This window comes from Candidatus Nealsonbacteria bacterium, from assembly GCA_019923625.1.
Taxonomy (GTDB): Bacteria; Patescibacteriota; Minisyncoccia; order Minisyncoccales; family RBG-13-42-11; genus JAHXGN01.
On record JAHXGN010000007.1, the window covers coordinates 1 to 25,317 of the forward strand.

Annotated in this window: 26 protein-coding genes and 1 other RNA gene; 21 read left to right on the top strand and 6 right to left on the bottom strand. The window is 35.9% G+C overall.

Annotation, left to right across the window (positions count from 1 at the left end; all coding sequences use genetic code 11):
- The 10 genes from KY055_01360 to KY055_01405 all read left to right on the top strand — a co-directional run.
- A partial coding sequence (locus KY055_01360) for an ISNCY family transposase (GenBank protein ID MBZ1345275.1) occupies positions 1–1,193 on the top strand: 1,193 nt, incomplete at its 5' end.
- A 311-nt stretch (positions 1,194–1,504) separates the two neighbouring features.
- Entirely contained in the window at positions 1,505–2,014 is a 510-nt protein-coding gene (locus KY055_01365) for a GreA/GreB family elongation factor (GenBank protein ID MBZ1345276.1), read from the top strand.
- 80 nt (positions 2,015–2,094) lie between these two features.
- Complete coding sequence (locus KY055_01370) at positions 2,095–2,727, top strand: HD domain-containing protein (protein ID MBZ1345277.1); 633 nt, start codon at positions 2,095–2,097, stop codon at positions 2,725–2,727.
- A 5-nt stretch (positions 2,728–2,732) separates the two neighbouring features.
- Positions 2,733–2,930: a hypothetical protein gene (locus KY055_01375; protein MBZ1345278.1), complete on the top strand. Its 198-nt coding sequence runs from the start codon at positions 2,733–2,735 to the stop codon at positions 2,928–2,930.
- A 46-nt stretch (positions 2,931–2,976) separates the two neighbouring features.
- On the top strand, positions 2,977–3,372 hold the full coding sequence (locus tag KY055_01380) for a hypothetical protein (GenBank protein MBZ1345279.1): 396 nt from the start codon (positions 2,977–2,979) through the stop codon (positions 3,370–3,372).
- 184 nt (positions 3,373–3,556) lie between these two features.
- A complete protein-coding gene (polX, locus tag KY055_01385; protein MBZ1345280.1) occupies positions 3,557–5,287 on the top strand; it encodes a DNA polymerase/3'-5' exonuclease PolX in 1,731 nt (576 codons plus the stop codon).
- A gap of 105 nt (positions 5,288–5,392) precedes the next feature.
- Positions 5,393–5,941 carry an NUDIX domain-containing protein gene (locus KY055_01390; GenBank protein ID MBZ1345281.1) on the top strand — a complete coding sequence of 183 codons (549 nt, stop codon included), beginning with the start codon at positions 5,393–5,395 and terminating at the stop codon, positions 5,939–5,941.
- A gap of 106 nt (positions 5,942–6,047) precedes the next feature.
- Complete coding sequence (locus KY055_01395) at positions 6,048–6,620, top strand: hypothetical protein (protein MBZ1345282.1); 573 nt, start codon at positions 6,048–6,050, stop codon at positions 6,618–6,620.
- A gap of 216 nt (positions 6,621–6,836) precedes the next feature.
- Complete coding sequence (locus tag KY055_01400; GenBank protein MBZ1345283.1) at positions 6,837–6,965, top strand: MGMT family protein; 129 nt, start codon at positions 6,837–6,839, stop codon at positions 6,963–6,965.
- Between the two features lie 12 nt (positions 6,966–6,977).
- Positions 6,978–7,076 carry an MGMT family protein gene (locus KY055_01405; GenBank protein ID MBZ1345284.1) on the top strand — a complete coding sequence of 33 codons (99 nt, stop codon included), beginning with the start codon at positions 6,978–6,980 and terminating at the stop codon, positions 7,074–7,076.
- Between the two features lie 17 nt (positions 7,077–7,093).
- Here KY055_01405 and rplT read toward each other — a convergent pair whose 3' ends face one another.
- The 6 genes from rplT to KY055_01435 all read right to left on the bottom strand — a co-directional run bounded on the left by rplT (position 7,094) and on the right by KY055_01435 (position 10,244).
- Positions 7,094–7,441 carry a 50S ribosomal protein L20 gene (gene rplT, locus KY055_01410; protein MBZ1345285.1) on the bottom strand — a complete coding sequence of 116 codons (348 nt, stop codon included), beginning with the start codon at positions 7,439–7,441 and terminating at the stop codon, positions 7,094–7,096.
- 86 nt (positions 7,442–7,527) lie between these two features.
- Positions 7,528–7,716 carry a 50S ribosomal protein L35 gene (gene rpmI / locus KY055_01415; protein ID MBZ1345286.1) on the bottom strand — a complete coding sequence of 63 codons (189 nt, stop codon included), beginning with the start codon at positions 7,714–7,716 and terminating at the stop codon, positions 7,528–7,530.
- Between the two features lie 62 nt (positions 7,717–7,778).
- Positions 7,779–8,300 (bottom strand): translation initiation factor IF-3, encoded by a 522-nt coding sequence (gene infC / locus KY055_01420; GenBank protein MBZ1345287.1) that lies wholly within the window; start codon positions 8,298–8,300, stop codon positions 7,779–7,781.
- 11 nt (positions 8,301–8,311) lie between these two features.
- Positions 8,312–8,668: a transfer-messenger RNA gene (gene ssrA / locus KY055_01425) on the bottom strand.
- Positions 8,661–9,110, bottom strand: a complete 450-nt coding sequence (gene smpB, locus KY055_01430; protein ID MBZ1345288.1) for an SsrA-binding protein SmpB — start codon at positions 9,108–9,110, stop codon at positions 8,661–8,663. Before smpB ends, ssrA begins: the two co-directional genes overlap by 8 nt.
- Positions 9,111–9,188: 78 nt before the next feature.
- Positions 9,189–10,244 (bottom strand): hypothetical protein, encoded by a 1,056-nt coding sequence (locus tag KY055_01435; GenBank protein ID MBZ1345289.1) that lies wholly within the window; start codon positions 10,242–10,244, stop codon positions 9,189–9,191.
- A 325-nt stretch (positions 10,245–10,569) separates the two neighbouring features.
- Between KY055_01435 and KY055_01440 the strand changes: the two genes are divergently transcribed.
- From KY055_01440 to ligA, 11 genes are all read left to right on the top strand, one after another.
- A complete protein-coding gene (locus KY055_01440; protein MBZ1345290.1) occupies positions 10,570–12,219 on the top strand; it encodes an arginine--tRNA ligase in 1,650 nt (549 codons plus the stop codon).
- 59 nt (positions 12,220–12,278) lie between these two features.
- Positions 12,279–15,764: a class I tRNA ligase family protein gene (locus KY055_01445; protein MBZ1345291.1), complete on the top strand. Its 3,486-nt coding sequence runs from the start codon at positions 12,279–12,281 to the stop codon at positions 15,762–15,764.
- A 2-nt stretch (positions 15,765–15,766) separates the two neighbouring features.
- Entirely contained in the window at positions 15,767–16,531 is a 765-nt protein-coding gene (gene recO / locus KY055_01450) for a DNA repair protein RecO (GenBank protein MBZ1345292.1), read from the top strand.
- A gap of 19 nt (positions 16,532–16,550) precedes the next feature.
- On the top strand, positions 16,551–18,236 hold the full coding sequence (locus KY055_01455; protein ID MBZ1345293.1) for a hypothetical protein: 1,686 nt from the start codon (positions 16,551–16,553) through the stop codon (positions 18,234–18,236).
- A gap of 17 nt (positions 18,237–18,253) precedes the next feature.
- Positions 18,254–19,627 (top strand): glycine--tRNA ligase, encoded by a 1,374-nt coding sequence (locus KY055_01460; GenBank protein MBZ1345294.1) that lies wholly within the window; start codon positions 18,254–18,256, stop codon positions 19,625–19,627.
- Positions 19,628–19,707: 80 nt separating this feature from the next.
- Positions 19,708–19,908: a hypothetical protein gene (locus KY055_01465; protein MBZ1345295.1), complete on the top strand. Its 201-nt coding sequence runs from the start codon at positions 19,708–19,710 to the stop codon at positions 19,906–19,908.
- A gap of 39 nt (positions 19,909–19,947) precedes the next feature.
- A complete protein-coding gene (locus tag KY055_01470; GenBank protein MBZ1345296.1) occupies positions 19,948–20,193 on the top strand; it encodes a hypothetical protein in 246 nt (81 codons plus the stop codon).
- Between the two features lie 5 nt (positions 20,194–20,198).
- Positions 20,199–21,503 carry an insulinase family protein gene (locus tag KY055_01475; GenBank protein ID MBZ1345297.1) on the top strand — a complete coding sequence of 435 codons (1,305 nt, stop codon included), beginning with the start codon at positions 20,199–20,201 and terminating at the stop codon, positions 21,501–21,503.
- A gap of 11 nt (positions 21,504–21,514) precedes the next feature.
- On the top strand, positions 21,515–22,552 hold the full coding sequence (locus tag KY055_01480; protein ID MBZ1345298.1) for an AI-2E family transporter: 1,038 nt from the start codon (positions 21,515–21,517) through the stop codon (positions 22,550–22,552).
- Between the two features lie 7 nt (positions 22,553–22,559).
- On the top strand, positions 22,560–22,919 hold the full coding sequence (locus tag KY055_01485; GenBank protein ID MBZ1345299.1) for a hypothetical protein: 360 nt from the start codon (positions 22,560–22,562) through the stop codon (positions 22,917–22,919).
- Between the two features lie 146 nt (positions 22,920–23,065).
- Positions 23,066–25,294 carry an NAD-dependent DNA ligase LigA gene (ligA, locus tag KY055_01490; GenBank protein ID MBZ1345300.1) on the top strand — a complete coding sequence of 743 codons (2,229 nt, stop codon included), beginning with the start codon at positions 23,066–23,068 and terminating at the stop codon, positions 25,292–25,294.
- The last annotated feature ends 23 nt before the right edge of the window (positions 25,295–25,317 follow it).

Consider the following 25,317-nt stretch of genomic DNA (forward strand, 5'->3'; position numbering starts at 1 on the left):
TTTGTGAGCGTCAGATTTATCGACTTAAAGACAGGGTAAAGAAGAAGGGAACCAGGGGGCTCATCCACAGCAGCCGGGGAAAACCCAGCAACCGGAGAATGCCAGATAAAGAACGGCACCAGATAATCAATCTACTGCGCTGGCATTACCCCGATTTCAAACCAACCCACGCCTCAGAAAAACTCGATTTAGTCCACGGCATCAAGAAAGATCCCAAGACCATCAGGCAGATAATGACAGCAGAGGGACTATGGACGTCCAGGAAACACAGGAAGCCGGACTACCGAAGCTGCAGGCCTCGCAAAGACCACTACGGCGAGATGGAGCAGTTTGATGGCTCTTACGAGCACTGGTTTGAGGACAGAGGTCCTTACTGCTGTCTTTTGGCCAGCATTGATGACGCCAAAGGAACAATTACTGAAGCCAAATTTGTCTCAGACGAAGGCACCCTGCCAGTATTTGGCTTCTGGCAGGAATATCTCTTAACCCACGGCAAGCCAAGATCAATTTACTTAGATAAGCTAAGAACCTACTACAACAACTTAAAACCAGCTTTAGATGATGAAGAAATGCTTACCCAGTTCCAGAGAGCAATGAGAGAGTTAGCTATTGAACCGATTGTCGCTCACAGCCCCCAGGCCAAAGGCAGGATAGAGAATCTTTTTAAGACCCTTCAAGACAGACTGATTAAAGAGATGAGACTGAGGAATATTTCTGACATCCCCACTGCCAATCAGTTCCTCAAAGAAGAATTCCTGCTCTGGTTCAATGATAAATACTCAGTTCAACCCAAGGAGAAAACCAATCTCCATCGCAAGCTCACCCAGACAGAGAAGAAACAGTTGCCAGTCATCCTTTCCCGTCAGTCTCAAAGAACCGTCCAGAATGATTTCACCATTAAGTTTAACAAACAATGGTACCAACTTAGCAAAGAACAGCCAGCCACTATTCGTCCCAAAGAAAGAGTCTTGCTGGAAGAAAGAATAGATGGCTCTCTCCAGATTCGTCTCCGGAACAAGTATCTCAATTACCAGCTCTTACCAGCCAGACCAGAGAAGCAACAAAAACAATCTTGGATTATTGCCGCTAGCCAGAAGAAAGAAAGGAAGCGCTGGAAACCGCCCGCAGACCATCCCTGGAGAACGCCTTTCATTATTCAAAAACCTGACATTTCTATTTCCTTAAAAACCTGACATTTCTAAATCCTCTTTACATTTTACCCAGAGCCCTTGACAAGAATTTTTTACGGCTTATGATTAAAAAAAAGAAACAAACCTATTATTAATATAAATGTCAGCTTAAAAAATGAAAAGAAATAATTCCCACAAAATTTGGTCAATTTTAAAAGGAGTCAACACCCTCATTTTTTTAACTTTTAAAAAATGACTTGTTGTGGGGATTAGTTGAATAAATATAAATAAAAATGATTTTCTTCTAACCCCCTACTAAGGGGGTTTTGTGCCTCGCAGTCAAATTTTGACTCCCCGTCAGAAGATAAAAAAATTTGCTTCTTGAAATCTTACCACGGGCTAAAAAAATGTTAAAAGAAAAAAAGTTCTATCTAACAAAACAAGGGTTTGAGAAATTAAAAAAAGAATATAAATCTCTCAACCTCATAAAATCAGCCAAAATAAAGGGAGAAATACCCCAGATTTTACATTCCGAAGACGTAAATACGGAATATCTCAGTTTCCATGAAGATTTAAATTTTTTAGAAGTAAGAATGACTGATTTAGAGCATATTTTAAAAAACACCGAATTAATTACCTTCCCTGCCAAAAACAAACAAGATATTATTAATCTTGGGGCAACAGTTGTTGTTGAAGTTAATAACCAAGAAGATGAATTTATGATTGTGGGAACGTTGGAAGCTAATCCAGTCCTTGGTAAAATTTCCAATGAATCTCCGGTGGGAAAAGCCCTGATTGGTCATCGGGTGGGAGACAAGGTTGTTATTTCTTCAACCATAAAAACAATTTATAAAATAAAGAAAATAGAATATTCACTTTCTTAAAAACATTGATTTATTTTTCAAATTTTTGCTATAATAAAACCAGAAAAACCATTTTCTGGTTTTTTAAATAGGGAGAAAATATGGAAAATCTTCTTAATTTTTTTATTGAAATAGGGAAGTTAAAAAGAATGCCAAGAGGAGGTTGGGTTATAAACCAGATAAAAAACCCAGAAACCATTGCTGAACATATTTTTCGCACAACTATAATGGCCTGGATTTTGGGCGAAAAGAAAGGCCTAAATAGGGAGAAAATTATGAAAATGCTTTTAATTCATGATTTGTGCGAAGTTTATACTGGAGATGTGACCCCTTACGACTCGATTCTTCCTAAAGATAAAAAAAAGTTAGCAAAACTAATGAGGACTTGGCCGAGATTTTCTCCAGCTGAGAAGAAAAGAATAGCTGAAAAAAAATATAAAAAAGAATGGCGGGCCATGGTAAAGATTACTGCTAAATTACCACTAAAACTAAAAAAAGAAATCAAAAATCTTTGGCTTGATTATAAAAAAGGATTAACTAAAGAAGGGAGATTTGCCAATCAGGCAGATAAAATTGAAAACCTATTACAGGCTTTAGAGTATTGGAAGAAACATAAAAAACCTCCTCTTATGCCTTGGTGGTGGTGGGCAAGAGAATATTTTGACGACCCGGTTTTGATTAAAGTTATGAAAGCCTTAGAGAAAAAATTTCTTGGAAAAAGAAAAAATAAATAAAAAATATGAATTGTAAAAGAGATTTTAATTTGAAAAATTGTCTTTGTCCCTACCCTAATTGTCCACGAAAAGGGGTTTGTTGTCATTGTTTAAAATATCATTTAGCTAAAAATCAACTGCCGGCCTGTTTTTTCTCTCAAGAAGCAGAAAAAACCTATGACCGCTCAATAAAAAAGTTTATTAAAGATCAAAGTAGAGTTTAAATTTTAATTGACGCTTTGTTTAAAAATAAACTTGTTTTTTAACTCCATGTTTAAGTCAATCAATAAGGTTGTAAAAATTTTAATTTTATCCGATGCTATTTTATTAACCGGATTGGGTTTCGTTTCACCAATCTTTGCCATCTTTATTGCCAACAATATCCATGGAGGCGATGTTAGGGTGGCTGGTTTTGCAGCTTCTATTTACTGGATTGTTCTTTCTTTAGTTTTAATTCCCATTGGAAGATATTTAGATAAAAAACACGGAGAAAAATACGATCTCGGGTTTATTGTTATCGGAAACATCTTAGCCGCTTTGGCTACTTTCGGATATCTTTTTTCATTTTTAACTTGGCATATCTATGTTTTACAGGCAGTTTATGGAATTGGCATGGGTATGGCTGGGGCACGAGGTCGGCTTTTGTTGGAGTTGGGGCCGGAATAGCCGGAAGTTTAGGGGGAATAATTGTTTATCGTTTTGGTTTTGATTTACTTTTTATCATAGTAGGAACATTTCTTTTTTTTAGCGCTCTTTTGCCTCTTTTAATTTCTAAAGAACTGTTAGCTAAAGAGAAAAAAATTTTTCCAATTCAAGAAATTAAAACCATTGAACCCCCGATTCCAAGAGGATGAAAAATCAAGAAATTGCCCGGATATTTTATGAAATAGCAGATTATCTGGAAATGGAAGAGGTGGCTTTCAAGCCCTATGCTTACCAAAAGGCAGCCGTTGTTTTAGAGACCTTGGAAGAAAATGTTAAAGATATTTATAAAAAAGGAGGAATTAAGGCCTTGGAAGAAATTCCCGGGGTAGGCAAAAGCATTGCTGAAAAAATTGAAGAATATCTAAGAACAGGCAAAATTAAATATTATCAAGAATTTAAAAAGAAGCTGCCTCTTAATTTGGAAGAAATAACTTCTGTTGAGGGAATGGGACCAAAGAAAGCCAAGAAACTTTATCAAGAATTGGGAGTTAGAAATTTGAAAGATTTGTCCAGGGCAGCCAGGGCTCATAAAATTGCTTCTCTTTTCGGCTTTGGCGAGAAAACCGAAAAAAATATTTTAGAAGGAATTGCCTTTTTAAAAAAAAGCAAGGGGAGGTTTCTTTTGGGCGAAATTTTACCCCAAGTGAAAGAAATTTTTAAAAAATTAAAAAAATTAAAAGAAGTTGAACAGATTAGTGTAGCCGGTTCTGTTAGGAGAATGAAAGAGACCGTTGGCGATGTTGATATTTTGGTCACGACAAAGAGTCCAGAGAAAGTAATGGGCTTTTTTGTTTCTTTGCCCGGAATAACTAAGGTTTGGATGAAAGGTCCGACCAAATCATCCGTTAGAATGGAAAAAGGTTTTGACCTGGATTTGAGAGTCGTTAAAAAGAAAAGTTACGGTTCAGCTCTTCAATATTTTACGGGCTCAAAAGAACACAATATTATTACCAGAAGAATTGCCATAGAAAAAGGTCTGAAGCTTTCAGAATACGGTCTTTTTAAAGGGAAAAAAATGGTTGCCGGCTGGCAGGAAAAGGGAATTTATAAAGCCCTTGGCCTTTCCTGGATTGAACCGGAATTGCGAGAAAATCAGGGAGAGATAGAAGCTGCCCAAAAAAGGAATTTACCGAAAATTATTGGCTATCAAGACATTAAAGGTGATTTGCATTGCCATTCCAATTGGAGCGGCGGCGCCAGCACAATTAAAGAAATGGTCAGGGCAGCGCAAGAGATGGGTTATGAATATATTGGTATTGCCGACCACACAAAGTTTTTAAGAATAGAACGCGGATTAGATGAAAAAATGTTAGATTTACAAAGAAAAGAAATTGATAAACTCAATTCTAGATTCCAGATTCTAAATTCTAGATTCTCAATTCTTCAGGGTTGCGAGGCGAATATTTTAAATGACGGTTCAATTGATATTAAAGATGAGGCCTTGGCGAAATTGGACTATGTCATTGCTGGCGTTCATTCCAGTTTCAAAATGGAAAAAAGCGCAATGACAGAAAGAATAATTCGGGCAATGAAAAACCCTAACGTTGATATTCTTTCTCATCCGACAGGCAGAATATTGAAAAGGAGAGATGAGTATCAAATTGATTTTGACAAAATTCTAAGAGCGGCCAGGGAATATAATGTGGTTTTGGAAATAAATTCTGAGCCCAAAAGATTGGATTTGAATGACCAGAACATTCGTCGGGCAAAAGAGGCCGGGGTAAAGATGGTAATTAACACTGATAGCCACCAGAAAGACCAATTAAGATTTATAGAATTTGGCATTAGCCAGGCCCGGCGCGGCTGGGCAGAAAAAGAAGACATAATTAACGTTCAACCAATTGATAAGTTAATGGAATTCTTTAAAAAACTTTAATTTTTAAATTCAAATTTTTAAACAATTTTTAATGACCGAATGTTTTAAACATTAAAAATTAGAATATTGTTTAAAAATTAAAAATTTAGAATTAAAAATTCAAAAATGCCCATAGAGAAATCAGCTGGCGCCATAATATTTCGGCGGGAAGGAAACGAGATAAAATATTTATTGCTTCATTATCCTTCAGCGACTACCCGAGCGAAGCGAAGGGGCGGAGATGAAGCGCCAGCTTCAGCGACTACCCGAGCGAAGCGAAGGGGCGGAGATGAAGCGCCAGCTTCAGCGACTAAATCAGCAAAGGATTATTGGGATTTGCCAAAAGGACACATTGAAAAAGGAGAAAAAGAAATTGAAACAGCAAAAAGGGAAGCAGAAGAAGAAACCGGATTAAAAGATTTAAAATTTATTGAAGGTTTTAAGGAATGGATAAAATATTTTTTTAAATTAAAAAGGAAAAATATTTTAAAATTTGTCACCTTTTATTTAGTTGAAACGAAAACCAAAGAAGTAAAAGTTTCTTTTGAGCATCTCGGTTATAAATGGCTGCCGTATGAAAAAGCATTGGAAAAATTAACTTTCAAAAACGCCAAAGAGGTTCTCAAAAAAGCCGACACCTTTTTAATTGAGCATTACAAAACACCTTTCCATTAAAAAACTTAAATAAATATAAATAAATATATTTGATTAATTTTATACTCAAAATAAAAGCCATGGCTTTTATTTTGAGTATTATAATATTATAATTTTGTTAAGCCTTATGATTAAATACAAATATTATTTTAAAAAACCGAGGTCAGAAATTATAAAAGATATTCTGAAATGGCTAGCGGCAGCCGGAATGGTTTATATCGCGGCAAGCTCTCCTTATTTTACTTTAAACTTGATAAAGGCGTTCAAGAAAGGAAAATTATTTCAAAAAAAGAAAGTTTACAATGCTTTTTATCGACTAAGAAAAGAGGGCTGCATTGAGGTAAAAAAGAAAAAACATCAAATTTATATTGCCCTTACCGAAAAAGGAAAAAGAAAGGCCGGTTGGCTTCAGATAAATGATTTAAAAATAAAAAGACCAAAGAAATGGGATGGAAAATATAGATTAGTGATCTTTGATATTGCCCAGATTAAAAAAGTTTATCGAGAAGCTTTCCGGGGAAAATTAAAAGAATTAGGATTTTTCCCCCTTCAAAAGAGTGTTTGGATTATTCCTTTTGATTGCCGAGATGAAACAGAGCTTTTAAAGGAATTTTTTGGTTTGAGTGATAGAGAGCTTCGTTTAATTATTGCCGAGAATATTGGCAAAGATGGTTTTTTAAGAAAAATTTTCAGAACATAAAAACTCGAAATAAATGCCATGGCAATCATTTCGAGTACATTAAAATAAAATGAATAAAAATTTAGAGGAGTTTAGAGGAGTTTAGAGGAGTTTAGGGGAGTTTAGAGGAGTTTAGGGGAGTTTAGAGGAGTTTAGAGGAGTTTAGAGGAGTTTAGAGGAGTTTAGAAAAAAGGTTTTGGAGGTTGTTAAAAATGTTCCTTTGGGAGAAATTTTAACGTGGGAGAAATTTTAACGTATAAAGAAGCGGCAGAATTAACCGACCATCCAAAGTCCTGGCGAGCGGTGGGGAATACCTTAAATAAAAACAAAAACCTTCACCCGCCTAAATTTTCGAAGAAAATTTAGGCGGGCAAGAGCATTCCTTGCTATTGGGTGATAAGGGAGGATGGCAAAATAGCTGGCTTCAGAAATGGAACTAAAAAGAAAAAAATCTTACTTGAAAAAAGAAGGTCTTAAAATAAAAAATAAAAGGATTATTCCTTAGCTTTTTCTACAATCTTCTCAAAAATCTGAGGATATTTTTGAACTAAATTGGCTAAGATTTTACGGTCAAGTTCAATTTTGTTTTTTTTGAGGCCGGCGATGAATTTACTGTAAGGTAAGCCAAACTGACGGCAAGCGGCATTAATTTGGATTTGCCAAAGCGTTCTGACTTGCCTCTTTTTTACCCTTCTATCTCTATAAGCATAAGACCAAGATTTCATTAGGGCTTGTTTTGCCAGCCTATATTTTGATTTTCTTCCCCAACGAAAACCCTTAGCATGTTTTAGTAAATGCCTCCTTCTTTTTTGAGCAATTTTCCCTCGTTTTACTCTAACCATAAAAATATAATCCGAATGACACGAATTAAATCCGAATGCTACGAATAATTTATTCGCGGCATTCGCATATTATTTGTAGATTCGCATTAGGAAGAAGGCAACAGCCTTCTAATTATTTTTGTTTCTGGCTTTGATAAGAGAACCCACTTCCGGCCTTTCCTTATTTTTTTCCCCGATTTTTTTGCCCGATAATGGCTAAGGCCGGTTGGCCGGCGAAGAATTTTACCGGTTTTGGTGATTTTAAAACGTTTTAATATTGATTTTCGAGTTTTCATAATGTCGTCGTCCAAACAAGATAAATTTTTTTCACTCTTTTGCTATTACCAGGAGACCGATATTAGTTTTTAAAAACAACCATTGTTAATCTTCCTATTTCTTGCTTTAGTTCTCTTTCTACCTTAATCGGTATAAGTTTTTTTAAAGTTTCTAAAAATTGATTTATTTTTTCTTTGGCAAAATCCTGAAGAAATTTTTGCCGACCCCTTAAAACTAATTCTATTTTTACCTTATCTCCCCTTTTTAAAAATTTTTCTGCTTGATAAGCCCTTGTTTCTAAATCGTGCTTTGAAATATTAAAAGTTAATCTTATTCTCTTTATCTCTCCCCTTTTATGTTTTTTTAACCCCCTTTCTTTTTTTTCTAAATAATAAAGATATTTACCATAATCCGTTATTTTACAGACCGGAGGGGTTAATTTTTCCGTAATTTGAATTAAATCCAAATTACGTTCTTGGGCGAGCCGAAAGGCCTCCATTAAAGGAATAATTCCCAGCTGTTTTCCAGCTTCATCAACCAGACGAACTTCTTTGGCCCTGATTTGATTATTAATTAATGGTTTTTTCAGCAAATTACGAAACAAAATATAAAGAAAGGTGGAGATGGCGGGCACTGCCCCCGCATTTGAAGAGTTTGACCTAAACAGTTCTTCAAACTTAGTCCAATTTCTTAAAAAATAGAGAATTAAAATTGGACAAAAATTTCTCTACTTTTTATCCGATTATTTTTCAACAGTTTTTTTCGGATTCTAAAAAACTATCTATCTCGCTGAATATGACACCTGAGACTGCTTAGCGAGAATCATCAGGTCAGATGCTGCCCTTAAGCGTAAGCTAAGGCAGGTTGTTTGAATAAGTTGGCACTTATTTTTTAGTAGGCTATTTAACGAGTTGACTACAATGCTCGGTTTGCGCTTTTAGGCTAACTCCCCATCGATTCTTTTTCATCCCCGCGTTTTTAATTCTTTTTTTATTTCTCTTTCTGTTTCACGTTTTTTTATTAAATCCCTTTTATCAATTTTTTTTCTTCCTTTTCCGACTCCGAACTCTAATTTTATTTTCCCGTTTTTAGTATATATTTTCAGGGGTACCAAAGTCAAGCCCCTTTGCCTTACCTTTCCAATCAAATAACTAATTTCCGATTTTTTCAAAAGAAGTTTCCGTCCTCTTTCAGGAGCATAATCAATTAGCGCGTTTTTCGGCTGATAAGCCGGAATATGGGCGCCAACCCAAAAAACCTGACCATCCTTAATTGTGACATAGTTTCCGGCTAAACTCACCCCCCTTGTTTTTAAGGATTTTACCTCCTGTCCAATCAAGGAAATTCCAGCCTCAAATTTCTCCAGAACCTGATAGTTAAAATATGCTTTTTTGTTTTCAGCAAGAACTTTCATACCCGGCAGTAGAAATTCAACTAATATTGATTATCTTCATTGCCCCGGTCAAATAAAATTGCAAAAATTTTTGGCCAATTAGGACCCGGTTGTTTTTCTCATTTGTCTGGCGCGCGATTTTTTCAAAGATTCCAAATGCCAGACGCCACTTTGTTTGTCAACGTCCATGTTTCCGAGAAGACGGAAGCTTCCTTGGCCAAAAGTTTTTTCAACAAGACGGCCGACCGGTAAAAGTCTTCCTGTAAAGTGCGCATTCAAAAATATTTTGTAAACATCATCCGGCCTTTGGTATTGATCGGGAAAATGTTTTTGTATCTCGGCGCAGATATAATTGAGAACATTTCTTTGTTTAGGATACGGAAAAACTTTCAAATCGTCCTCTCCTTTTTTACCGACCCAAATGATGTCGTCTTCCGGAATTTCTTTTTCCTCGGCTAATTTTTTCTTCATTTCTTTTGCTTCATCAGAGATTAACCACTCTTTTTCTTTTGCCAGCTCCGGACAATCAAGAAGTTTTCCGAAAAGCCTTTTTCCGGCTTCGTCAACAATTCCTTCGTGCAGACCGGTGAAGTGTTGATGGTATTTATGGTATTTATGTTCTTGTGGTGTTCCAACCGTTAGGCCATGACGATATAGTGTTTTTTTTACTTTGTCACCCTTTTCCTGAACCTCCATTGAGAGATGAGCCTTGAGGTGCAATAATTCGTGAAGAAGGGCAGCGCCGAAAATTACCGGATTATCTCGAAAATGTTGCGCGTCAAAAATTATGCCTTGTCTTGTAACAAAACTTGTTGCTAAGGTTTCGCTGTTGCCCATAACCTTTTTGTACAACTCCGGCGGAACAATATGAAAGTTTCTTACCGGCATGTTGTAGGGTTCTATCCCTGCTTCTTGCATTAGTTGAGATGTTTCTTTGTTAGCAAAGGATATCAGAGCAATTTCCTTTTCAGATTTTGGATATTCAAACTTTTCAAGACGCTTTCTTTCTTCTGGTGGAAGAGATTCAAAGTGGCGAAAAAAAGCCTGGCTAAAAAAACCCTGGCTAAAAAAACCCTGTTCAACCTCTTTTTTTACCTGTTTTTTTTTCTCGGCAGAAGCTCTGCCGACTATTCTGATTTCTGGTCCTTTTTCCATATTTTTTAGTTTATCAGTTCATCAATACTTTTTGGAAATATTTGATATGCAGTAGAATTAGAGTGTGAACTACTCTACCCCTGAAGGGATAAAAGCTTCCTGCTTCATAGTCGAGAGCAACCCCTCAACTCCACAGACGTTGATTCCCGTAGTTCCTACGGTATTTAGTTACAGGCTCTCATCTCATCCCTTAAAGGGAATGAGTTTTCTCGCCTGTTTTCTATAAATTTTCCCCACCTGCTATTGCTATTATGATACAAGAAAATTTGATAAATTACTACCGGGCTCATTTTATTTTAACAAAAAATATGATAATTTAAAATTAATGGCCAGAGAAGAAATTAAAAAATTAATTGAAAAAGCTGTCAAGCACCTTTATAAAAGAAAAATTGAGGTTAAAATAGAAAGACCTGTTCAAATGTCTTGCGGCGACTATGCCACTAACATTGCCATAGTGCTGAAGAAAAATCCTCAAGAAATTGCAGAAATAATGAGCGAAAAGTTTAAAGCGAAAAGCGAAAAACTTTTTGAAAAAATTGAGGTGGCAAAGCCGGGTTTCATCAATTTTTTTCTTTCAAAAGAATATTTACAAAGACAGGTTGGAGAAATTTTAAAACAGGATGAAAAATTCGGCCGTTTAAAAATCGGCAAAAATAAAAAAGTTCAGGTTGAATTTATTTCAGCAAATCCGACGGGCCAATTACATACCGGAAACGGGAGAGGTGCTTTCTGGGGAGATGTTTTAGCAAATGTTTTAGAAAAATCAGGATTTAGAGTTAGCAAAGAATATTATATTAATGATGCCAAGACCAACACCCAAATAAAACTTTTGGGCCAAACAGCGGTCGGCGAAGGAACGACCTATTTAAACGATTATCTCCGTCTTAAAATCAAAAGTCAAAAGGCAAAAATCAGAAATCTAATTCAAAAATTCAAAAATAAAGAAGAAATTTATGCTGAAGCCGGGTATTTATTGGCTCGGGAAATTCAAAAAGATATTAAAGAGTTTGTTGAAAAAAAATTAAAAATAAAGTTTGACAACTGGCTCAAAGAATCAAAGCTCCATCGGGAAAATAAGATTAAAAAGATTTTCAAATGGCTAAAAAAGAGAGATTTGGCCTATTCAAAAGAAGGCGCCTGGTGGATTAAAACTTCTCGGTTTGGAGATTCGCAAGATTGGGTAGTAATTAGAGAAACCGGAGAACCAACTTATTTCCTTTGCGACATCGCCTATCATAAAAATAAAATTGAACGCGGTTTCAAAAAAATTATCAATATCTGGGGAGCTGACCATCAGGGTCATGTCAGGAAAATGAAGTCAGCAATAAAAACACTTGGCTTTAAAGGAGAATTAGATATTTTAATCACCCAGATTGTCAGAGTAAAGGGTTTAAAGATTTCTAAAAGAAAAGGAAAGATTATTCCCCTGGAAGGTTTGATAAATGAGGTTGGTTTAGATGTGGCTAAATTTTTCTATTTAACAAAGTCATTAGATACTCAGATGGAATTTGATATGGGTTTAGCCAAAGAGCAGTCAGAAAAGAACCCGGTTTATTATATTCAGTATGCTTATGCCCGCATTTGCTCGATATTGCGCAAATGCGGAAAATCCGAAATCCGAAGCTCGCTGAGAACTCCGTTCTCATCTCGCACCTCGCCCGCCCCTGGGCAGGCTCGGTATCCGAAATCCGAAAATTTAAAATTATTGAATCATCCAAGCGAATTAGAGTTTATTAAACAACTGATTCGGTTCCCGGAAATTGTTGAAGATATTGCCAAAGATTATCAAGTCCAGCGGCTGCCCCAGTATGCTATTGATTTGGCTGCGGCCTTTCATCGGTTCTATCGCGACTGTAAGGTTTTGACAGAGGTCAGACCCCTGTTAGAAGCTCGCCTGGCTTTGGTTTTAGTTAGCCAAACTGTCTTAAAAAAGACCTTGGATTTAATGGGCATTTCCGCGCCCGAGAAGATGTAGCATCCGAATGCCGCGAATAAATTATTCGGAGCATTCGGATAAATTCGCAGATTAGGATTATGTTAATAAATTTTCCAAAATTAGAGGAAAAAATTCTAAAGTTCTGGGAAAAAAACAGGATTTTTGAGAAATCAATTTCTCAAAGAAAAGGAGGGCCGTTTTTCAGTTTTTATGATGGGCCTCCTTTTGCTACTGGAAAACCCCATTACGGTCATATTTTGGCGACGACAATAAAGGATACGGTTTTGCGTTATTTTACAATGAAGGGATATCAAACTCCGCGCCGGCTGGGCTGGGATTGTCATGGACTGCCGGTTGAAAACTTAATTGAAAAAGAATTGGGGATTAAAAATAAAAAAGAAATTGAGAATTTTGGCATTGGGAAATTTAATCAGGCCTGTCGGAACTCAGTTTTTCGATGCGTTGAAGATTTTGAAAGAACCTTAAAAAGGGTTGGTCGTTGGGCAGATTATAGAAATGCTTATACCACCTTAGATAACAATTATATTGAATCCGTTTGGTGGGTTTTGAAAAAACTCTGGCAGGCCGGATTAGTTTATAAAGATTACCGGGTTTCTCCTTTTTGTCCAAGATGCGGCACACCCCTTTCCAATTTTGAGGTCAATCAGGGCTATAAAGAAGTCAAGGATAACTCGCTTTACTTAAAATTCAAAATTAAGGAGTTAAAATTTAAAAACAGCTATTTTTTGGTCTGGACAACCACTGCCTGGACATTGCCGGGAAATCTCGCCTTAGCCATTGAACCCAAGGCCGACTATCTTTTGGTAAAACAAAAGGAAGAAACTTATGTTTTAACCAAAGAAAGAATTTCAATTCTCAGCGGTCAATATAAAATTATTAAAAAATTTAAGGGCAAAGAATTGGTTGGTTTGAAATATGAGCCCTTATTTAATTCTTTATCCAATTTAAAAATTGAGAATATTGAAAATGCCTTCCGGGTTTTACCAGCCAAATTCGTTTCAATTAAAGAAGGAAGCGGCATTGTTCATATTGCTCCAATGTATGGCCAAGATGATTTTCAATTGGCAAAAAAACATCATTTGCCTTTTTATCATACGGTTGACGAATCGGGTTTGTTTAAAAATGAAGTTAAAGAGTGGGCCGGTCAATTTGTCAAAGCGGTTGAACCGAAAATCATTAATAATTTAGAAAAACTCAATCTTTTATACAAAAAAGAAGAAATTTTACACAGCTATCCTTTTTGTTGGCGTTGCGACACTCCCTTGTTCTATTATGCTTTAGATAGTTGGTATATTAGGGTACAAAAAATAAAAAAACAATTAATTAAAAATAACAAAAAAATTCATTGGCTGCCGAAACACCTTAAACAAGGAAGGTTTGGCAAGTGGTTGGAGGAAGCTAAGGATTGGGCATTTTCGCGAACCCGTTTTTGGGGAGCGCCCCTGCCAATCTGGCAATGCCCAAATTGCCAAAACTTAAAAGTAATCGGCTCTTTGAAAAATTTATTATCCCAGAATTTTTCCAAAAATAATTTTTATCTTTTTCGTCACGGCCATTCCATAAGGCAAATAAAAAATTTAGCCATGTGTTGGCCCGAGAAAATTTATTGTCCTTTAACCGAAAAGGGAAAAAAAGAAACAAGGGCGGCGGCCAAAAAAATAAAAAACAACCTTGCTTACCAACAGGCAGGAAAAATTGATTTCATTTTTTCCTCTGATTTATTGAGAACCAAACAAACGGCCGAAATTTTGGCTAAAGAAACAGGAATAAAAGTTATTTATGACAAAAGATTAAGAGAATACAATGTCGGGATTTTTAACGGAAAAAAACCGGAATTGGTTTACCAATATTTGAAAAAACAAAAAAATTTTACTTTTGCCAGATTGCCGAAAGGTGAAAGTTTGACGGAGGTTGGAAAAAGAATTTTTAATTTTTTAAAAGAAACAAACGAAAAATATCAAAATAAAAACATTTTAATTGTTTCTCATGAATTCCCCCTAACGATTTTGACCGGAGTTTTAAAGGGCTGGCCAATCGAAAAAATCATTAAATTAAGAAAAGAGAATAAAATAAAAACAATTCAAACGGCTGAAAGCCAAAAGATTAAATTTAGAAACCTGCCCTATAATGAAAAAATGGAACTGGATTTTCATCGTCCCTATATTGATGAGGTTTTTTTTAAATGCCAATTTTGTCAAGGAAAACTTCAAAGGGTCTCTGAGGTTTTTGATTGTTGGTTTGAATCGGGTTCCATGCCTTACGGCCAAAGGCATTATCCTTTTGAAAATAAAAAATTGGTTGAAAAAACATTTCCGGCTGATTTTATTGCCGAAGGATTGGACCAGACCAGGGGTTGGTTTTATACCCTTCATGTTATAGCCACTGCTTTGACCATTAAAAATATAGGTTTGGGAAAGAATCAGCCGGCCTTCAAAAACGTAATTGTTAATGGTTTAATTTTAGACCATCAGGGAAGAAAATTAAGCAAGAAATTGGGCAATTATCCGGAGCCAAATGAAATTTTCAATTCTTACGGAGCCGATTCTTTAAGATATTTTCTTTTGGCCTCCACCCCAATTGGCGAGGACTATCGTTTTTCTTCAGAAAAAGTAGAAGAGATTTGGCGAAAATTTCTTTCTACCCTTTGGAACAGTTATCTTTTTTTTAATACCTATAAAGAAAAAAAATTCCAGCCGAAAAAGAATTTTCCAATAACCAATGTTTTGAATGAATGGATAGTTTCCCGAGTCAATCAATTGAATGACGAAATAGTTAAATGGCTGGACCAATATGAATTGTCAAAAGCAATAAGATTATTTAACGATTTTATTGACGATTTTTCCAATTGGTATATCCGACGTTCAAGAGTAAAATTCCAAAAAGAAGGGGATGAAAAAATAAAAGAAGAGTTCTCCCAGACCTTGCATTACGTCCTTTTAAAAACAATAGAATTGTTGGCGCCATTTATGCCCTTTATTTCTGAAGAACTTTATCAACAATTAGGGGGGGAGAAAGAATCCGTTCATTTAGCCGACTATCCAAAAGCAAAAAAAGAACTAATTAATAAAAAATTGGCAGAAAAAATGAAAAAGGTAAGGGAAATAACAACATTGGCTTTGGCTGAAAGGGCTAAAGAAAAAATTAAAGTTCGCCAGCCGTTAAATGAATTACGAATTACCAATTATGAATTGCGGAGGGAAAAAGAATTATTAGATTTAATTAAAGAAGAGGTTAATGTTAAAGAAATTGTTTTTGGCAAAACTTTTAAATTAGATGCTAAAATTACTCCGGAATTAAAAGAAGAGGGTGCGGTTCGGGAGGTCATCCGTCAGATTCAAGAAATGAGAAAAAAAGCCGGCTTAAAACCAAAAGATAAAATTTCGGTTCAATATTTTGGAAGACAGGAATTAAACAATCTTTTAACAAAAAACAAACCCTTTATTTTAAAAGAAACAAGAGCCAAAGACTTTCATTTGGATAAAAAGCTAAAAAAAGTTTTTCTTGTTGAAAGAGAAACAAAGGTCAATCAGCAAGAACTTTGGTTAGCAATTAAAAAATTTTAATAATGGCGGTTCATTACCGAACACAGGGATTTTGTATTAAAAAAGTTGATCGGGGGGAGGTAGACCAGTTTCTGACTTTTTATACCAAAGATTATGGGAAGCTGGAGGTTTTAGGGAAAGCCATCAGAAAAATTAAGTCCAAACTAAGGCCCGGGGCAGAGCTTTTTTATTTGTCGGAAATTGAATTTATTCAGGGAAAAACCCATAAAACCCTGATTGATGCCGTTTTAATTGAGAAGTTTGAAAATTTGAGAAAAGATTTGAAAAGATTAAAAATCGCCCATAAAATCATTGAAAATTTGGATGATTTAATCAAAGGTCAAGAAGCGGATGAAAAGATTTGGCATTTATTGATTGAAACTTTTGAAAAATTAAATTCGTTGAACTCAAAGGTGAAACGAATTGAAAATTCGTTGAGCGTCGAAAACCCCTTATTGGAAATTCTCCATCATTATTTTCTTTGGAATTTTTTAACTCTTTCTGGTTATCAATTGGAACTTTATTTTTGCTCTCTTTGTCAAAAAAAGGTTGGCCCCCAAAATCTTTTTTTCAATCCCAAAGAAGGCGGGTTAATTTGCCATCAATGTTCCGGTTTCCTTCATAAAATTCCAAAGAAAATTGATGCCGAGACGGTTAAAATAATAAGATTGCTGCTTAAAAAAGATTGGCCAATCTTAAAAAAACTTAAAATTGAAAAGGAAAACCTGAATTCGCTCAAAGTCATTTCCGATTGTTATTTTTCGGAAATTTTGAAAGAAGTTAAATAATTTGCTAAACTAAAAAAGCATGAAAAGAACCACCCTTTTTGTTATTGTTTTAATAATCGGAGGATTGATGGGAATTTTAAGTTTTTATTATTGGCAAAAAAATATTTTTTCCAAAGATGTTTTAAAATTAGAAATTATCGGACCCGCTCAAGTTAATCTTTTAGAAGAAGTAGAATATATTGTTAAATTTAAAAATAATGGCAATATCCGATTAGATGAACCTCGGCTGATATTTGAATATCCAAGCCATTCTCTGCCAATTGATGGGGATTTTTTAAGAATTGTCAAGGATAGCCAACAATTGGGGGGACCGATTTATCCCGGCGAAGAAAGAAGTTTTAGTTTTCAGGCCCGACTTTTGGGTCAAGAAGGGGAAAAGAAAATTGCCAGAGCCAGTTTGAGATTTCAACCCAAAAATCTCAGAGCCCATTATCAATCAACCACCAGCCATACGACCATTATCAGAAAAGTGCCCTTAACCTTTGAGTTTGATTTACCATTAGAAATTGAACCGGAAAGAGAGATAAAAATCCGGCTCAATTATTTTTCCAATGTTGATTATCCTCTTTCCAATTTAAGAATTAAAACCGACTATCCTTCGGGTTTTGAGTTTATTCAAGCCGTTCCCCAAGCGCTGGAAGAGGAAGAGTGGCCAATTGCTCTTTTAAACAAAGCCCAGGGCGGCAGAATTGAAATTTCGGGTAGATTAACCGGCCAAATAGGCGAAATAAAAATTTTCCGGGCAAAAATTGGAATTTGGCAGAGGGGAGAATTTGTTTTACTAAAAGAAACCCATAAAGGAATAGTAATTGCCCGTCCGTCTATACATATAAGCCAAACCATTAATAATAATCCTTTTTATGTTGCTTCTCTTGGCGAATGGCTTCATTACAGAGTTTTCTTTAGGAATCTTGGTCGGGAAAGTTTGAATAATTTATTTTTAATAATAAGATTGGAAGGGGATTTATTTGATTTTCAAACCTTAAAAGATTTTCAAGGAAAATTTTTAGCCGAGGAAAATTCTATTATTTTTGACTGGCGAAGGATTCCCAAAATGAGACTTTTGCTTCCGGATGAAGAAGGAGAAATTGATTTTTGGATTAAATTAAAAGAAGAAGGAGAAATTTTGACCCCAGCGGTTCAAAATTTAACCATTAAGACCAAAGTTAATTTAAATCGGATTGAAGAAGAATTTGTAACCAAAGTCAATTCTAAAATAGTTGTTTCTCAAGAGGGTTATTTTGATGATGAAGTTTTCGGAAATTCCGGTCCGCTTCCACCCCGGATAGGACAAACCACCAGCTATACTGTTATTTGGCGGATAAAAAATTATTATAATAATGTTAAAAACATCAGGCTAAAAGCAAAATTACCTCCCAATAGCCAATTAACCGGCAAAATTTTTCCCGAAGAACAAGCAACAAAGTTTGCCTTTGATTCTCATTCCCGGGAAATTGTTTGGAAGGTAGAAAATTTAATAGCCGGTCAGGGGGTCGGAGAATTAATAGCTCCCTGGATTGCTTTTCAAATTAAATTTACCCCAGAAGTTAATCAAAAAGGGCAGACACCGGAAATTATTAGCAAAGTTATAATGACCGGTCAGGATGAGTGGACAACCGCTATTTTAGAGGCAGAAAGTAAAAATATTACAACAGCCACAATTTCCGACCCGGATTTTGCAGAAGAAAAAGGAATTGTTCAGTGAGTTTTCAGCTTATTTTAATGCTCAATAAAAATATGGAAAAAGATTTGATGTCAAAAATTATATCTTTATGTAGACGACGAGGTTTTATTTTTCCTTCTTCAGAGATTTATGGCGGTTTTGGCTCTGGTTATGATTTTGGGCCTTTGGGGGTGGAAATGAAAAATAATATAAAACAGGCCTGGTGGGATGAGATGACAAAAAAGCAGGAAAATATAGTTGGTTTGGACGCGGCAATTTTGATGTCGCCTCAGGTTTGGCAGGCCTCCGGTCATTTAACCGCCGGTTTTGCTGATGAATTGGTTGAGTGTAAAAAATGCCATCACCGTTTTAGAAAGGACTTTTTGAAAGAGAATAAGTGTCCTGATTGCGGCGGAGAACTAACTCCTCCTCGAAAATTCAATTTGATGATGAAAACTTTTGTTGGGCCAGTAGAAGATGAGGTAGCCGTCACTTACTTAAGAGCAGAAACCTGCCAGGGGATATACTTAAATTTTTTAAATGTTTTAAATTCAATGCGGCTGAAAATTCCTTTTGGCATAGCTCAGATCGGCAAGGCCTTTAGAAATGAAATTACGCCGGGCAATTTTATTTATAGAACTCGAGAATTTGAACAAATGGAAATGCAGTGGTTTTGCCGCCCCCAAGAAGCCGATAAATTCTTTGACTACTGGAAAACGCAGAGAATAAAATGGTACTTGGGTCTGGGGATAAAAAAAGAAAATTTAAGAGCGGTTGAAGTTCCAGAAAAAGAAAGGTCTCATTATGCCAAAAGACAAATAGATATAGAGTATAAGTTTCCCTTTGGCTCGCCTCGCTTCGGAGGCGAAGCGGGCTGGCAGGAAATAGAGGGAATTCATAATCGGGGAGATTGGGATTTATCCAATCATTCAAAACATTCCGGCCAAGATCTTAAATATTTTGATGAAGAAACCAAAGAAAAATATTTTCCTTACATTATTGAAACATCAGCCGGAGCTGACAGAAGTTTTTTAACTTTTTTAATTGCGGCTTTCTATGAGATAAAAGGCGGCCGGACTAAAACAACCAAAGCCGTTAAAGAAGAAGAGGTGGTTTTAAAGTTGGATAAAAGATTAGCGCCAATCAAAATTGCTGTTTTGCCTTTAGTCAGAAACAAACCCGAATTAGTTAAAAAAGCCAAAGAAGTTTATCAATTATTAAAACCTTATTTTATGTGTCAGTATGATGAGTTGGGTTCAATTGGTCGTAGATACCGGAGAATGGATGAGGTGGGCTGCTTCCTTGCTCTTACTATTGATTTTGAGAGTTTAAAACAAGATGACTTGACTGTTAGAGAGCGCGACACAATGAAACAAGAAAGAGTAAAAATTAAAGATTTAGTTAAAGTTCTAAAAGAAAAACTGGAAAATTAAAATTTCAAAATTCCTATATACAAAGATTTTTCGGCGAATTGTATTTGACGCTATTTTAAAGAACAATATAATAAATTTGTATGGCAAAAATTATTGAGAAAAATTCAATAAAAATTGGCAAAGAACCAGTAGTGATTTTACCACTCAGGGAATGGAAAAAGATTGAACAAGCCTTCGAAGAATGGGAAGAGCTTATTAGATATACCAAAGCAATTTCTGATCCCGAAAATCAGCGATTGATTTCTTTTGAAGAAGTGAAAAAGAAGTTAGCTCTTCCTTAAATGTTTAGATTAAATTTTAGAGAAAAGGCCCTCAAAATTTTGACCCAAATCCAAAGAGACTATCAATTAAAGATAAATTCAGCTTTAAATGATTTGAAGTTAGGTAAATTTAGCGGATTGGATATTAAAGGGATTGGAGGTACCAAATGCGGCCATCGTCTTAGAGTAGGACGTTGGCGAATTTTATTTTCTTTATTCCCAAAAAAGAAACGAATTGAGATTGTTGATATATTTTTAAAGAAGGGCAAAGAAGATTATGAAAAAAGAAAAAATTTGTTAAGATAATTTCAATGTTCAAAAAAATTACCCTCAAAAATGGTTTAAGGATTATTACTGTTCCCCAAAAACACAGTCAATCAATAACGATTTTTGCGCTTGTTGGCGCGGGTTCAAAATACGAGTTAAAAGAAATAAACGGCATCTCCCATTTTATTGAGCATATGTTTTTTAAAGGAACAAAAAAGAGGCCAAATCTTCAGGCGGTTTCTGAAACCTTAGACAAGATTGGCGGAATTTATAATGCCTTTACCTCGGAGGAATACACTGGTTATTTTGCCAAAGTTGAGGCTTCTCATTTTGATTTGGCCCTAGATTGGGTTTCGGATATTTTTTTGAACTCCGTTTTACCAGAAAAAGAAATTGAGAAAGAAAAAAGAGTAATTATTGAGGAAATTAATATGTATTACGATATTCCGATGAGTTATGTCCAAATTTTGTGGCCGAAATTACTCTACGGAAATCAGCCAGCCGGCTGGCCAGTGGCCGGGACAAAAGAAAGCGTGACTAAAATATCTCGTCAGGATTTAATTAACTATTTACAATCGCAATATGTTGCTCAAAATACCCTGGTTTGTCTGGCCGGGAAATTTGAAAAATCCTCGGCGCTCGCTGAGACCTCGTCTCATCTCGCACCTCGCTCGGTAATTGAAAAAGTAAAAAAACATTTCTCAGAAATCGGGCTAAAAAAACCAAAGGAAAAATTAAAAGTTTTTGAAAAACAAACAAAACCAAATTTAATTTTACATACCAGAGAAACCGATCAAACCCATCTTTGTCTGGGAGTCAGGGGATACAACCTATTTCATCCCCAAAAATATGCCCTGGAACTTTTAGGGGTAATTTTGGGAGGAATGTTCAGTTCCCGGCTATCTTTAATTATTCGGGGAGAATTGGGAATTGCCTATTATATTTCAACCAACGTTGAGACCGATACCGATACTGGTTACCTGGTTACCCAGGCCGGAATTGATAACAAAAATGTTGAAAAAGCAATCTCAACTATTTTAAAAGAATACAAAAAAATTTCTCAAAAAGGAGTTGAAGAAAATGAGCTTAAAAAAGCTAAAGATTATACAAAAGGAAAAATGGCTTTAATCTTGGAAACCTCTGATGCCCAAGCCTCGTTTTACGGCTTCCAAGAGCTTTTGAAAAAAGAAATATTAACCCCCGACCAAATTTATAAAAAAATTGATAAAATTACTGAAAATGATATTCTAAAAACAGCCGGAGATATTTTTAAGCCGGAAAAACTTAATCTCGCCCTTATCGGACCTTTTAAAGACAAGAGGATATTTCAACAGTATTTGAGGTTTTAAAATTTTAAATTATGGAAAATAATAAAAAATTGTTAGATATTTCTTGGGGAACAGTTTGGAAAATTGCCTTAGCGGTTATTTTTATTTATTTCCTTTATTTGATAAAGGATATTTTAATTTGGTTTCTTTTTGCTTTAATTCTTTCTATTTTATTTGAGCCAGCCATTGATTTTTTACAAAAAAGAAAAATTCCACGGGTTTTAGCCACCGGCCTGATTTATTTCAGCGTTTTTGGCATCTTGGGTTTTTCTATTTATTTAATTAGCCCGGCCCTTGTCTTGGAAATTCAAAAAATTACCCGGGATTTTCCTCAATATCTTGAAGAATTAACTCCCCTCTTGAGAAATTTAGGCATTATTGCTTTTGAAGATTTTGAAGGTTTACTAAAAGTGTTTCAAGAAAGATTAGTTCAGATTTCAAAAGGGGTTTTGTTTGCTTTGGCAGCCATTTTTGGGGGGATTTTTACCACTCTTACGGTTTTCGTTATTGCTTTTTTCCTTTCTTTGGAAGAAAAGGGAATAAAAAAAGCGATAATTCTTTTTACTCCTCAAAAAATAGAAGCAAGAGTATTAAATATCTGGCATAAAAGTCAGCAAAAAGTTGCTATCTGGTTCGGAAGCCGTGTTTTAGGGTGTCTTTTTGTCGGCTTGGCTTGTTTTTTAACCTTCTGGATATTTGATATTAATTATGCTTTTTCCCTGTCTTTTTTTGCCGGAATAACCAATATTGTGCCCATTATTGGGCCAATTTTGGCCGGAATTGTAATTGTAATTCTGACTGTTTTAGATTCTTGGCTAAAGGCATTTTTTGTTTTAATTGCTTTTGTTTTAATTCAGCAAATAGAAGGAAGTATTTTAACCCCAATTTTAACTAAAAAATTCATTGGATTGCCGCCAGCTTTGGTCTTAATTTCTTTAATAATCGGCGGACAGCTTTGGGGAATTTTAGGCGCTATTTTAATAATTCCTTTAGCAGCCGTAATTTATGAATTTTTAAAGGATTTTTTGAAAAAAAGAAAGGAAGAAGAAACAGAAGCGGTCGTATTGTAAAAAAAATATGAACAGTTCCCGTCTTAATAATTTTAATAAGCAGAAAGGAATTACTCTTTATCTTGGTTTAATAATTCTGGCCACCCTTCTTGGCATTGCTTTGGGAATAACTCCTATTTTAATAGGCGGATTAGGATTAATGAGAGGGATGGGACATTCGGTAATTGCTTTTTATGGAGCCGATACCGGAATAGAACGTTCTCTTTACAACTTCCGAAAACAGGGAGGAACGGGCGCGGTTTCCGGAACAATTGGAGAACTAAGTTATAGCGCGAGGCGTAGGGAAACTCCAACAACAATAATTTGGGAATCGGTTGGTCTTTTCCGGGGAATAAAAAGAGCAATTGAAATAACTATCCCAAGATAATTGAAAATTGCGAAAATATCTTATCAAGATATTTTTTTATCACTGCTATTTTTACCCTGTTAAATAGTCGCGCCAGCGAATTTAACAGGGTTTACCCTGTTAAGTGGTGGCTTGAGCGAATTTAACAAGGGGAACCCTGTTTTCACATGAACAAACAAGAGGCAAAACAGAGAATAGAAAAACTGAAAAAAGTCATCAATCATCATCGGTATCAATACCATGTTCTTGATAAACAGGAAATTTCTGACTCGGTTCTTGATTCCTTGAAAAAGGAACTTTTTGATTTAGAACAAAAATATCCAGAATTAATTACTCCTGACTCTCCAACCCAGAGGGTTGGCGGAAAACGTCTGCCAAAATTTGAAAAAGTTAGGCATCCCCAGCCAATGCTATCTTTCAATGATGCCTTTTCGGAAAAAGATATAGAAGATTGGTTAGAGAGAATTTTAAAACTTTTGACCCCAGAAGAAGCAAAACAAATTGATTTCTATTGTGAGCCAAAACTTGATGGTCTGGCTATTGAATTGATTTATCGTGATGGAATTTTTGTTGTCGGTTCAACTCGTGGCGACGGTTTGGTTGGCGAAGATATCACCCAGAATTTAAAGACCGTTGAGGCCATTCCCTTGAGATTAAGAGCGGTAGAGGAGGTGGCAAGAGATTTGGGAAAAGAGGGACAGGACAGGGACAGGACAGGGACTGTCCCTCAAATACCCGAGCGAAGCGAAGGGGTGGAGATGAAGGCAAACTCCGAAGGAGGCAAACTTCATCGACTACCCGAGCGTCACAGCGAAGGGGCGGAGATGAAGCGACAGCTTCAGCGACTTGTGGTGAGGGGAGAGGTTATTATTACCAAAAAGGAATTTGAAAAAATCAACAAAGAACAAATAAAAAGGAGCTTAGCTCCTTTTGCCAATCCCAGAAATTTAGTGGCCGGTTCGGTCAGACAATTGGACCCAAAAATTACTAGCCAGAGGCATTTGGATTCAACCTGTTATGAATTAATCACCCCCCCCACCAAAATTTGGTGGGGGGCAAGGACACATCAGGAAAAGCATAAAATTTTAAAGGCCTTGGGTTTCAAAACCAACAATATTTATTCAAAATATTGCCGGAATTTGAGAGAGGTTTTTGAGTTTCACAAAATTACTCAGAAATTGAGAGAAAAATTTCCTTACGAAATTGATGGAATTATTGTTATCGTCAACAAGATTAAAATTTTTGAAAAATTAGGAGTGGTTGGCAAGGCGCCGCGGGCGGCTGTTGCCTATAAATTTTCAGCCAAAGAAGCAACAACAATTGTTGAAAATATTAAAATTCAGGTTGGCAGAACAGGCGTTTTAACTCCGGTGGCGGTTTTAAAACCCGTTGAAATCGGGGGGGTGAAAATTACCAAGGCAACCTTGCATAATTTTGACCAGATTAAAAAATTGGGATTAAAAATAGGCGATACAATAATTGTTAGCCGGGCTGGCGATGTTATTCCCCGGATAACAAGGGTCTTAAAAGAATTGAGGACGGGTAAAGAAAAGAATTTTAAAATACCCGAGGTCTGTCCGATTGACGGTTCAAAAATCATTAAAGAAAACGTTTTTTTTCGCTGTTCAAATCCGAAATGTCGGGCCAGAAACGCAAGAACGATAAGGCATTTTGTTTCCAAACCCGCTTTTAATATTGAGGGGCTCGGGCTAAAGATTATTGACCGTTTTTTGGACCAAGGGCTGATTTCCGACGCTTCGGATATTTTTGAACTAAAGGAAGGGGATATTGCGGTTTTGCCGGGATTTGGACAAAAATCGGCTGAAAATTTAGTTAAGGCAATTCAGTCCTGGAAAAAAATTCCTCTGCCAAAATTTATCTATGCTCTCGGAATTAGAAATGTTGGAGAGGAAACCGCCCAACATTTGGCTGAAACATTCGGTTCAATCCAAAAATTAAAAAAAGCATCTTTAGAAGAACTCCAAAAAATAACGGATGTCGGCCCGGTGGTGGCTAAATCAATTTTTGATTGGTTCCAGGAAAAAAGAAATTTAGAGTTTTTAGAAAAATTAAAAAAATCTGGTATAGAGGTCAGACCTCCGCGAGAGCGCGGAGGTCTGACCTCCGCGATTCAATCTGGAGAGCGCCGAGGTCTGACCTCGGCGATTCAAGGGAAGACCTTTGTTTTAACTGGTGGTTTAGAAAAAATGACCAGAGAAGAGGCAAAAGAAAAAATCCGTCTTTTGGGTGGCGAGATTTCGGAATCCATCTCAAAAAAAACCGATTTCCTTGTTGTCGGTAAAGACCCCGGCTCAAAATTCCAAGAAGCAAAAAAACTCGGCCTAAAGATGCTCAACGAACAGGAACTTCTAAAACTTCTTAAATCCATCCCTTAACCATCCTTTAATCATCCTTTAAT